Raw genomic sequence first — 10,881 nt, 5'->3', positions numbered from 1 at the left:
AAACTTTTGCTCTGAAATTTTGCTGAACTTTTGATACTTATTTTTTAGTTTCATATTAGGAGCTTATCAGGTTTTTTGATGATTTTGCTTCCTAAGCCCCTAAATATTTTCAGACGGCCTTTTTATATTGATAAAACTCACCAAATCAACGTAATTCGCGTGAGTCTTTCCAACCATCGCTGGTTTTAACCAATGTGGCTGTCTGCACACGCACTTCATCCAATGGCAATTTGGCATTGCCACCGGCTTTCAATAAATTACCGATCCATTTTTCCGGCACAAATTTTGCTTCGTAAGAAACACGCGAAACAGTCATGCCGTTGGATGGGCTAGGCTCGGTGTACCAATTGATTTTATTGACTTCTTGATGGCCGATGCAGAAATGCGGCATTTTTTCTTTGGCGCGGGTTTGTTTTTCGCCTTTTTCAGTCAGCTTATAAACCAATACTTTGACAGTTTCATCGCTATTGGCAGCAACCGGCATGGTTTCTTTAGATTTTTCGTAGAAATCTTCTTTTTCCAGAATACTCAATTGCTTCAATGCAGTTTTGTTGATGTCGTTGCCTTTACGGTCTTTTTCCGCCAACTTGATTTCAGGCGTACCAATCGGCACTTGCGTGAAGCTGTCGTTGCCGCGCGGATTTTGCACATTCAAAACCAAAGGCAGGCAAATACCTTGATTTTTGGCATATTGATTGATGGTTTTTTCAAATAAAGAATTGCTCGGTTTTTCGTCTGAACAGCCGGCCATAAGCACAGCAGCGGCAATTAAAGAAAGCGTGACGGTTTTTTTCATCGGGTCGCTCCGTAATGATGTCGTGTGTCGGAATATCGGCCAAAGCCATTGTTGTTTATTCTACCGTATTTTGTGGCAAACTGTACAAGCTCTCGGTAGAATGGCAGGGCAAAAATCAATGAAAGGCTGAACATGATTAAATTATATGGTATTCCGAATTGCGACACAGTTAAAAAAGCCCGCGTATGGCTGGCGGATAACGGTGTAGAAGCCGAGTTTGTCGATTTCAAAAAATCACCGCCGACACCTGAATTGATCACGGCATGGTTGTCACAAATCCCCTTAGAAAACTTGTTGAACAAACGCGGCACAACATGGCGTAAATTAGATGAGCAAACGCAGGCACAAGCCGCCGAGCAGGAAGGTGCTGTCCGCATTATGGTTGACAATCCAAGCGTGATTAAACGCCCAGTATTGGATAAAGACGGCCAATTTTATGTTGGCTTTTCGGCCGAGCATTATCAGCAGATTTTTGGCTGATTAAGTTTCAGACGGCCTTTGATTTGAGTCAAACGATATGCACGATTTCGCTATTGAATAGGGCCATTTATTTAAAGCGTATGATGGATAAAATTAAATCGTGATTTAAATTTTGTTCTCATTAAATCAATTGGATAAGTATGGTTATCTCATCAAATCCGCATAATAGGCAAATGGCCGTCTGAAACGATTGTCAATATTGTAATGAAAAGCTATCGGCAGCCACTAGGCATGGGCTATGAGTTGCAGTATGATGTTTGGCGATGTAAAAGAATTTTAAAAAAAATTTCCTGTTAAGTCAGGCTGTTTGATATTTTACCTTAATCGGAGCAGGCATTATGTTGACTCAAACCCAGCAGGTCGATTTGACCCTTCAGCACTTAAAAGAGCGTGTATTGACGATTTATACGCCCGAGCAGCGCGCAAGTATTGAGCGTTCGGAAGATTGGCAAAAATTCAGCGAGCGTTTGCAAACGCATTTTCCGAGCTTAATGTATGAGTTGGATAATGTTTACGGCAATAACGAAGCCGTTTTGCCGATGTTGGAGCAATTATTTGCCCAATCATGGCAAAGCTATTCGCAACGTGCCAAATCGCTGAAGCAAACCGATGCCGCTCGTGAAGCCGATCCGGATTGGATTTTGTCGAATAAACAAGTCGGCGGTGTGTGCTATGTGGATTTGTTTGCCGGTGATTTGCAGGGTTTGAAAGCAAAAATCCCTTATTTCAAAGAATTGGGACTGACTTATCTGCACCTGATGTCGCTGTTTAAATGTCCTGAGGGTAAGAGCGATGGCGGCTATGCTGTGAGCAGCTACCGCGATGTCAATCCTGCTTTGGGTACGATTGACGATTTGCGCGACGTGATTGCGGCTTTGCACGAAGCCGGTATTTCGACGGTGGTGGATTTTATTTTCAACCACACGTCAAACGAGCATCATTGGGCAATAGAGTGCGCGGCCGGTAATCCGTTGTATGACAATTTCTACTATATTTTCCCCGACCGCTGGATGCCCGACCAATACGACCGCACCTTGCGCGAAATCTTCCCTGACCAGCATCCGGGTGGTTTCTCGCAATTGGAAGATGGCCGCTGGGTATGGACAACCTTCAATTCCTTCCAATGGGATTTGAACTACAGCAATCCATGGGTATTCAATGCCATGGCCGGTGAGATGATGTTCTTGGCCAATTTGGGCGTGGACATTCTGCGCATGGACGCGGTGGCCTTTATTTGGAAACAAATGGGCACTACTTGCGAAAGCCTGCCGCAAGCCCATGCTTTGATTCGCGCGTTTAATGCTGTGATGCGCATTGCCGCACCCGGTGTATTCTTCAAATCCGAAGCCATTGTTCACCCTGATGAAGTGGTGCAATACATCGGCCAAAACGAATGCCAAATCGGCTACAACCCATTGCAGATGGCCTTGTTGTGGAATACCTTAGCCACGCGTGAAGTGAACCTGTTGCACCATGCGCTGACTTACCGTCACAACTTGCCGGAACACACTGCGTGGGTGAACTATGTACGCAGTCATGACGACATCGGTTGGACATTTGCCGACGAAGATGCCGGCCAATTCGGCATTCACGGCTACGATCACCGCCAATTTCTCAACCGCTTCTTTGTCAATCATTACGATGGCAGCTTTGCCCGCGGTGAACCATTCCAATACAATCCGACCACAGGCGATTGCCGCGTGAGCGGTACGGCGGCGGCTTTGGTGGGTTTGGCGCAAAACGATCCGTTTGCCGTTGACCGTTTGAAACTGCTCTACAGCATCGTGATGAGCACCGGCGGCTTGCCGTTGATTTATCTGGGCGATGAAGTCGGTACCTTAAACGATACCGATTGGTCGCATGATGAAAACAAACGCGACGACAGCCGTTGGGCGCACCGTCCGCGTTACAACGAAGAGTTGTACAACCAGCGTCACGATGAATCGACCACGGCAGGCCAAATTTACCAAGGTTTGCGCCACATGATTGAGATTCGTCAAAATAATCCGCGTTTTGATGGTGGACGTTTGGTCACGTTCTACACCCACAATAAACATGTGATTGGCTACATCCGCAACAATGCGCTTTTGGCCTTTGCCAACTTCAGCGAATTCCCGCAAACCATTACTGCACACGCATTGCAGGCGATGCCGTTCCAAGCTAAAGATTTAATCAGCGGCGAAACCGTGAAATTGAATCAAGATGTGGAATTGCGTCCGTATCAAGTGATGTGGTTGGAAATCGCATAATGTTTCGCATTTGATTAAAGCGATTTAGAGGCCGTCTGAAAACTTGTTTTTCAGACGGCCTTTTTTGGTTTCAAAATGATAATTTTTAAGGGATATGCTTTTATTAAAGGGAAAACGAAGCTCTTTTTAGGAGATAAGACCCCTAAAAAAATAATATCAACTTTACGTTTTTTATATAAATTACTCAAAATACTGTTGAATAGGACATAAATGTGAATTACTTCAGTGAAATTATGTTTCAAAAAATGTAGCCGACATAAATCAGTAATCTAGTGGCATGTAGTAGTAAGTTTAAATAATTTAACCTTTACAGGGTGATAGATATAAAATTGATTTAAGCGAGTTTATCATCAATCTTAACCTTTTATCACATGTAGTTTTATATAACATTATGAATTTAAATAATTTACGACTAAATAATATTAACAATTTATTGAAGGCTCTGTAATAAAATAAATTCTTGACCTGAAATTAAGTTCAAGTAAAAGCAGAATCTGAGTTTCGGTAAGTTACATACATATAAGACGAAATTCGTTAAATTATGTTAAACCAGCTTCACAGATAATGCAATTTTTTAAGGAGTTTGCAATGAGTCAACAATATACATGGTTACACATCGGCCTTGGATCATTTCATCGTGCGCATCAAGCATGGTATATCAATGAATTGATTAAATCTGGCGACGACAGTTGGTCGATTGCGGCAGGTAATATCCGCAACGACAGCGAACACACTGTGGAAGCAATGTTGGCTCAAAACGGCGAATATGTCTTGGAAACCGTCAGCCCGCATGATGAGCGTGAATATGAAGTGATTAAATCCATCAAGCAGCCGATTCGTTGGGCAGCCGATTTGGCGTCGCTGATTGCCGTGGGCGCGGCGGAAAACACTAAAGTTATTGCCTTTACCGTTACCGAAGCGGGCTATTATCTCGACAGCAAATTCAAGCTGGTACAAAATGATGTGGCTTTACAGGCGGATTTGCAGGGCGGTCATGAAACCATCTATGGCGTGATTGCCAAAATTCTGCGTAAGCGTATGAAACTTTCAGACGGCCGCGTGACTTTATTGTGCTGCGACAACGTGCGCCATAATGGCGAGCGCTTCCATGACGGTTTGGTGGAGTTTCTACAATTGACCAAGCAAAACGACTTGATCGATTGGCTAGCGCAAAACGCTACTACGCCGAATACCATGGTTGACCGCATTGTGCCGCATCCTGCCGAAGATTTGTCTGCGCGTATCAAAGAAAAAAACCGGCATCGACGACAGGGCGCCCGGTTATGGGCGAAACCTTTATTCAATGGGTCATCGAAGACAACTTCAAAGACAATATCCGTCCTGCTTTGGAAAAAGTTGGCGTGGAATTAGTGGAGTCGGTGATTCCTTACGAAGAAGCCAAAATCCGCGTATTGAACGTGCCGCATGCAGCGATTGCATGGGCGGGTACTTTACAAGGTGAATTGTTTATCCACGACAGCACTTTAAACGACAAAGTGCGCCAAGTAGCCTACGACTATGTCACCGAAGACGTGATTGCCAGCTTGGGCAACGATTTGATTGATTTGGGCAAATACCGCGACGTGGTGCTGGAGCGTTTCACCAATCCGCACATCAAAGACACCAACCAACGCGTGGCGGCCGACGGCTTCTCAAAATTCCGGCGCAAATCCAGCCGACCTTGATTGAGCGCTACAAACAAGGCGCGCGTCCGGCGGCAACCGCATTGATCCCGGCGATTTTCTTCGTCTTTATGGAGCAATGGCACCAAGGTAAGCTGCCTTATGCCTATCAAGACGGTATTTTGGATGAAGCCGCGGTGCATGCGATGTTTGAATCTGATGATCCGATTCATGTTTTCGCCACTGACAAAGCCTTGTTCGGCGAATTGTCTGCCAATGCCGATTTTGAAGCCTTGTTGCGCGAACAAGTCGCCAAAGCACGCGAATTTGTGAAATAAACCGAATAGGCCGTCTGAAAAGAAAAAGCTTTGAAAGATGTCTTTCAGACGGCCTTTTATTGCTTGAAGGAAATCATTATGTATCTCGGTTTAGATTACGGCACATCCGAAATCAAAGCTTTATTGCTGGATGAACACGCCAATATCGTGTGTACACACGGCTTGCCGCTTTCCATTCAACGCCCGCATCCACAATGGTCGGAGCAGTCGGCGGCAGAATGGTGGCAGGTCACCAACGACTTGATGGCGAAAATGCGTGAAAAAGCCGGTGAGGCTTGGTATTCGGTCAAGGCCATCGGTTTATCCGGCCAGATGCACGGCGCGGTGTTACTGGGCAAAGACAATCAAGTGTTGCGTCCGGTAATTTTGTGGAACGACACCCGCAGTGCAGAAGAATGCACCGAATTGGAAGCTGCTGTTCCTGATTTGCACGACATCACCGGCAACTTGGCCATGCCCGGTTTTACCGCACCGAAATTATTGTGGGTGAAAAAACACGAGCCGGAAATTTTTGTTCAGACGGCCTCGGTATTGCTGCCGAAAGACTACATCCGCTTTTTGATGACTGGTAAAAAAGTATCCGAAATGTCGGATGCAGCCGGTATGTTGTGGCTGGATGTGGCCAAGCGCGATTGGTCGGATGAAGTATTGGCCGCCACAGGTTTGACCCGCGAACACATGCCTGCCTTGATTGAAGGCAGTGACAACAGCGGCACGCTCTTGCCGGGAATTGCTGAAAAATGGAGCTTGAGCGCTGAAGTTGTTGTGGCGGGCGGTGGTGGCGACAATGCCGCCAGCGCGGTCGGTGTCGGTGCGGTCAATCCGGGCGATGCGTTTATTTCGCTGGGCACTTCTGGCGTGGTGTTTGTGGTGAATGAAGCCTATCGTCCTGCGCCTAAAGATGCGGTGCATTGCTTCTGCCACGCTTTGCCTAATCGTTGGCATCAAATGAGTGTGATGTTGAGTGCGGCAGCCTGCTTGAGCTGGTATTGCAAACTGATTGGCGTGAGCGAGGCTGATTTGCTGGTTGAAATCGCCAGTTTGAGCGCGGAACAAAAAGCCAATGCGCCAATTTTTCTGCCGTATCTTTCAGGCGAACGTACACCGCACAACGACCCGTTTGCCAGCGGTATTTTCCATGGTATCCGCCACAGCAGCGACCGCGCAGTAATGGGCTATGCCGTGATTGAAGGTGTGGGCTTTGGCATTGCCGACGGTGTGCGTGTATTACAGGAAAGTGGCACGCACATTGCACAATGTTCGTTATTGGGTGGCGGCGCACGCAGCTCGCTCTGGGTAAAACTGCTGGCCGATACGCTGCAACTGCCGATTGTGACGCATAAAGGTGGCGAAACCGGCGGCGCATTGGGTGCGGCACGTTTGGCGGCTTTAGCTGTCGGTGCCGATGAAAAAGAGGTTTGTACCAAGCCTGAAATTGCACAAGTGTTTGAACCAGAAGCCGCTAATGCGGATTATTTGGCCGAGCGGTATGCGCGTTTCCGTGCTTTGTACCAACAAGACAAAGCTTTTAGACAAGCCGAGGCCGTCTGAAAGTTTTGAAAGTATTTTTATCAATGATAAACAAATGATGAATGCCGTCTGTTCGCTTTCAGACGGCATTTATTGAATCTCAAATCAAAGGATGATGATGAATAAATTAGAAACAGAAAACAAACAATGGCTGGGCATGCCCTTGAATTTGGTATGGGGCTATCTTGCCATTGCCCTGTTTATGACCGGAGACGGTTTTGAGTTGGCATTTTTGTCGAAATACATTACCGATTTAGGCTTTACCGAAGCGCAATCTTCTTCCGCTTTTGCGGTTTATGGTTTCGCTGCCGCGCTGTTGGCTTGGATTTCCGGCGTGTTGGCCGAGATTATTACGCCACGTAAAACCATGATTATCGGTTTTATCATGTGGTGTGTGTTTCACGTGTTGTTTTTGATTTTTGGTTTGGCTGTATTGGTATGGCGGTATCGTCACTGGTGTTTTACTATTTGCCTCAGTGGTACAACAAAGTTGCACCGGCAGGCGTAGAAGGCGCATCCACTTCCGAATTTATGATGGCGTGGATTCCAGCGATTTTGCTGGGTTGGTTTGTGGCGGCGTTTGTGCCAATGACGGCGGTATTCACTACTTTAGAACCAAAACACCAAGGCGCGGCCATTTCGGTGTATAACTTGTCAGCCGGTTTGTCTAACTTTGTGGCTCCTGCGATTGCGACTTTAGTGTTGCCAATGTTTAGCTTTATCGGCGTGGTTTATGCTTGTACTGCTTTGTATATTTTTGCTTTCTTCGTTACCTTCTTGTTGCGTGTGAAGCAACCGGGCTTCGATATTTACGGACGAAAAGAAACAAATGCTTAATTTGTAAACCCGATCAGGCCGTCTGAAAACTTGTTTTTCAGACGGCCTTTTTGTATCGATTTCAGGTAAAATACCGCCTTTACGCTTAGCCATCTTGATATAGAGTTTCCCATGATTGAATTAAAAAACCTGACCTTACAACGCGGCTTGAAAGTGTTGCTGGATAAAGCCAGCGTCACCATCAACCCCAATCAGCGCGTGGGTTTGATTGGTAAAAACGGCACGGGTAAATCGAGCTTGTTTGCGTTAATTAAGGGCGAAATCAGTCAGGATGGCGGCGATATTCTGATTCCGCCTACTTGGAAGCTGGCTGCCGTGGCGCAGGAGACACCGGCGTTGGAAACTTCGGCGCTGGATTATGTGTTGCAGGGTGATACGGAATTACAAATGTTTCAGACGGCCTTAAGCCAAGCCGAAGCGCAAAACGACGGCATGAAGCAGGCGGAGTATCATGCCAAGTTAGACGAAATCGATGCCTACACCGCACCGGCACGCGCGGCCAAATTATTGAGCGGTTTGGGCTTTTCTCAAGAAGAACACACCAAGCCGGTGAAAGCGTTTTCCGGCGGTTGGCGTATGCGCCTGAATTTGGCGCAAGCCTTGATGCGCCGTGCTGATTTGCTGCTGCTTGACGAACCGACCAACCACTTGGATTTGGAAACCGTGTTATGGCTGGAAAACCATTTGGCCAATTTGGCCTGCACGCAAATCATCATTTCGCATGACCGCGATTTTCTCAACGCGACTACCACGCAAACGATTGAATTATCCAATCAAAAATTAACCCAATACGGCGGCAATTACGATTTCTACCAAAACGAGCGCGCGCAGCGTTTGGCGCAGCAGCAAGCCGCGTATGTGAAGCAGCAAACGCAAATCAAGCATTTGCAGTCGTTTATCGACCGCTTCAAAGCCAAGGCCACCAAAGCCACACAGGCGCAAAGCCGCATGAAAGCTTTGGCAAAATTGGAGCGCATCGCTCCCGCACATTTAGACAGTGAATTTTCGTTTGAATTTGAAAGCCCGGCGCATTTACCTAATCCATTGTTGAAACTGGATAAAGCGGATTTGAGCTATGGCGACAATGTGGTGCTGCACGATTTGAGTTTGTCGCTGGAAAGCGGCGCACGCTATGGTTTGCTGGGCGTTAACGGCAGCGGTAAATCAACGTTTATCAAGGCATTGGCAGGCGAGTTGGATTTGCTTTCCGGCCAGATTGTGCGCTCGGAAAAACTCAATATCGGCTATTTTGCGCAGCATCAGCTCGATACCTTGCGCGACGACCAAAGCCCGGTTTGGCATATTCAGCAGCTTTCACCGGAAGTGCGCGAGCAAGAAATCCGCAATTTTTTGGGCGGTTTCAACTTTGTCGGCGACATGGCTTTGCAGAAAATCGAACCGTTTTCCGGCGGTGAGAAAGCGCGTTTGGCTTTGGCGATGATTGTGTGGCAAAAGCCGAATCTGCTGTTGCTTGACGAGCCGACCAACCATTTGGATTTGGACATGCGCCACGCCTTGACCCTGGCTTTGCAGAGTTTCCAAGGTGCATTGATTGTGGTGTCGCACGACCGCAGCTTGCTGGAAGCCACGACTGACGGTTTCTTATTAATCGACAAAGGCCGTCTGAATCCGTTTGACGGCGATTTGAACGATTACCGCCAATGGCGTTTGGCGCAGGAAAATGCTGCTGCCGCACCGGCCGCATCCGCACAATCGCAAAACCGCAAAGACACCAAGCGCATCGAAGCGCAAATCCGTCAGGAAAAAGCCAAGCGCGGCAAACCGGTTCAGCAGAAAATCGACAAAGCCGAAAAAGAAATCGCCAAGCTGACCGAGATTCAGACGGCCTGTGAAGCATTTTTGGCACAAGAAGCCGCGTATTCCGATGAAAACAAAGCCAAATTGCAGGAAACACTCACGCAATTGGCTGAAACTAAAGTAAAATTAAACGAATTGGAAGAAAATTGGCTGCTGTGGCAGGAAGAGTTGGAAGAGATTTTGACTCAAATTGATGCCGAGTTTGCTTGAATCTTTCTATTTTAATAATAAAAAGGCCGTCTGAAAAATCATGGCAAGATTATGATTTTAAAGAAATCGTTGAAATGATTGCGTAAGCGGCCAAATACACATTATCCCACTCACTTTACTATTATCATCATGCCGTCTGAAAAGCAGGCATGGTGTATCAGAATGAACATGAAATACTTTGCTTTAAACACATTTGCCGCCATCATCGCGGTTTCTAGCGTTGCAGCAGAAGCCAGCAAGATCTATACCTGCGAAATCAATGGCACAGTCGTCTATACATCGCGCCCGTCGGGTGGCTGCCATGCGCCTGATTTGCCACCGATTGGCCGATACAGCAGCGCGCGCTACGATGCGCCTGAAGTGGTGGCCGCACCTGCACCACAGCCCAAAGCGTCTAAAGCGGCTACTCACACCAAGCGCAGTTCAAATAAAACAGTGAGTGCCAAAGCCAAAGCGCCGACGGCACCGATTCGCCCGACCACGCCATCTGTTGCCGCACCTGCGCCTAAACCTGCAGCCAGCAACAGCCGCCGCGCCATTTTGGAAACCGAATTGAGCAACGAGCGCAAAGCCTTGTCTGAAGCGCAAAAATCTTTGGCACAAGCACGCGCCGTGAAGGGCGGCACCATCGACCGCCAGCAAATCAAAAATCTGGAAGGTTCGGTACTCGACCGCCAGCAAAACATTCAAGCCCTGCAACGCGAATTGGGGCGTATGTAACGACGATATAAACAAAGGCCCTTACATTCGCCTAACAAGTGCAATTTCCAATAACAGAAAAGGCCAGTATGCGGTAGTATACTGCCTTTCCTGACAAGAAAGATTGCAATATGGCCTACACACAACTGACCTCACACCAAAGATACTACATTTCCAGACATTACCGCAACCTACCCCTAAACCAAATCGCACAGAACATCGGTTGTCATCCCGCCACCGTCAGTCGGGAAATCAGACGGCATTCCGTCAACGGAACCTACTGTTACCGAAAAGCACAACAG

At 47.2% G+C, this 10,881-nt stretch carries 12 protein-coding genes; 11 read left to right on the top strand and 1 reads right to left on the bottom strand.

The genetic code is table 11. The features are described from left to right. Positions 1-145: 145 nt before the first annotated feature. Positions 146-796: a hypothetical protein gene (locus CRG49_RS10835; RefSeq protein ID WP_095502749.1), complete on the bottom strand. Its 651-nt coding sequence runs from the start codon at positions 794-796 to the stop codon at positions 146-148. 132 nt (positions 797-928) lie between these two features. Between CRG49_RS10835 and CRG49_RS10830 the strand changes: the two genes are divergently transcribed. The 11 genes from CRG49_RS10830 to CRG49_RS13995 all read left to right on the top strand — a co-directional run. Then, on the top strand, positions 929-1,276 hold the full coding sequence (locus CRG49_RS10830; protein WP_095502748.1) for an arsenate reductase: 348 nt from the start codon (positions 929-931) through the stop codon (positions 1,274-1,276). Positions 1,277-1,614: 338 nt separating this feature from the next. Continuing rightward, positions 1,615-3,525 (top strand): alpha-amylase family protein, encoded by a 1,911-nt coding sequence (locus CRG49_RS10825; RefSeq protein ID WP_095502747.1) that lies wholly within the window; start codon positions 1,615-1,617, stop codon positions 3,523-3,525. 588 nt (positions 3,526-4,113) lie between these two features. Next, the gene (locus tag CRG49_RS13370) at positions 4,114-4,896 is read left to right on the top strand and encodes a hypothetical protein (protein WP_198515160.1); all 783 of its coding nucleotides are present in this window, start codon (positions 4,114-4,116) and stop codon (positions 4,894-4,896) included. Beyond that, complete coding sequence (locus CRG49_RS13365) at positions 4,809-5,210, top strand: hypothetical protein (RefSeq protein ID WP_198515159.1); 402 nt, start codon at positions 4,809-4,811, stop codon at positions 5,208-5,210. The genes CRG49_RS13370 and CRG49_RS13365 overlap by 88 nt, the downstream gene beginning before the upstream one ends. After that, on the top strand, positions 5,207-5,485 hold the full coding sequence (locus CRG49_RS13360; RefSeq protein ID WP_229437050.1) for a hypothetical protein: 279 nt from the start codon (positions 5,207-5,209) through the stop codon (positions 5,483-5,485). The genes CRG49_RS13365 and CRG49_RS13360 overlap by 4 nt, the downstream gene beginning before the upstream one ends. A 78-nt stretch (positions 5,486-5,563) precedes the next feature. After that, positions 5,564-7,036 carry a xylulokinase gene (gene xylB / locus CRG49_RS10815; protein ID WP_095502746.1) on the top strand — a complete coding sequence of 491 codons (1,473 nt, stop codon included), beginning with the start codon at positions 5,564-5,566 and terminating at the stop codon, positions 7,034-7,036. Positions 7,037-7,133: 97 nt separating this feature from the next. Then, a complete protein-coding gene (locus CRG49_RS13780) occupies positions 7,134-7,523 on the top strand; it encodes a hypothetical protein (protein WP_304528863.1) in 390 nt (129 codons plus the stop codon). Then, positions 7,454-7,852 (top strand): hypothetical protein, encoded by a 399-nt coding sequence (locus CRG49_RS13775; protein WP_304528864.1) that lies wholly within the window; start codon positions 7,454-7,456, stop codon positions 7,850-7,852. Before CRG49_RS13780 ends, CRG49_RS13775 begins: the two co-directional genes overlap by 70 nt. 111 nt (positions 7,853-7,963) lie before the next feature. Further along, a complete protein-coding gene (locus tag CRG49_RS10805) occupies positions 7,964-9,880 on the top strand; it encodes an ATP-binding cassette domain-containing protein (RefSeq protein WP_095502745.1) in 1,917 nt (638 codons plus the stop codon). A 168-nt stretch (positions 9,881-10,048) separates the two neighbouring features. Next, the gene (locus CRG49_RS10800) at positions 10,049-10,600 is read left to right on the top strand and encodes a hypothetical protein (protein ID WP_095502750.1); all 552 of its coding nucleotides are present in this window, start codon (positions 10,049-10,051) and stop codon (positions 10,598-10,600) included. A gap of 110 nt (positions 10,601-10,710) precedes the next feature. Beyond that, positions 10,711-10,881 (top strand): helix-turn-helix domain-containing protein (locus CRG49_RS13995; protein WP_157807888.1); only part of this gene is annotated, 171 nt, incomplete at its 3' end.

The organism is Neisseria sp. N95_16, from assembly GCF_002551535.2.
Taxonomy (GTDB): domain Bacteria; phylum Pseudomonadota; class Gammaproteobacteria; order Burkholderiales; family Neisseriaceae; genus Neisseria; species Neisseria brasiliensis.
The sequence above is the reverse complement of the archived record's forward strand: the minus strand, read 5'-3'. Positions and strand labels throughout refer to the sequence as shown.

Excerpts from the sequence above, each read along its gene's own strand:
- CRG49_RS13370 (WP_198515160.1), top strand. The coding sequence starts at position 4,114 with ATGAGTCAACAATATACATGGTTACACATCGGCCTTGGATCATTTCAT.
- CRG49_RS13775 (WP_304528864.1), top strand. The coding sequence starts at position 7,454 with ATGGCGGTATCGTCACTGGTGTTTTACTATTTGCCTCAGTGGTACAAC.
- CRG49_RS13780 (WP_304528863.1), top strand. The coding sequence starts at position 7,134 with ATGAATAAATTAGAAACAGAAAACAAACAATGGCTGGGCATGCCCTTG.
- CRG49_RS10835 (WP_095502749.1), bottom strand. The coding sequence starts at position 796 with ATGAAAAAAACCGTCACGCTTTCTTTAATTGCCGCTGCTGTGCTTATG.
- CRG49_RS13365 (WP_198515159.1), top strand. The coding sequence starts at position 4,809 with ATGGGCGAAACCTTTATTCAATGGGTCATCGAAGACAACTTCAAAGAC.
- CRG49_RS10825 (WP_095502747.1), top strand. The coding sequence starts at position 1,615 with ATGTTGACTCAAACCCAGCAGGTCGATTTGACCCTTCAGCACTTAAAA.
- CRG49_RS10805 (WP_095502745.1), top strand. The coding sequence starts at position 7,964 with ATGATTGAATTAAAAAACCTGACCTTACAACGCGGCTTGAAAGTGTTG.
- CRG49_RS10800 (WP_095502750.1), top strand. The coding sequence starts at position 10,049 with ATGAAATACTTTGCTTTAAACACATTTGCCGCCATCATCGCGGTTTCT.
- xylB (WP_095502746.1), top strand. The coding sequence starts at position 5,564 with ATGTATCTCGGTTTAGATTACGGCACATCCGAAATCAAAGCTTTATTG.
- CRG49_RS10830 (WP_095502748.1), top strand. The coding sequence starts at position 929 with ATGATTAAATTATATGGTATTCCGAATTGCGACACAGTTAAAAAAGCC.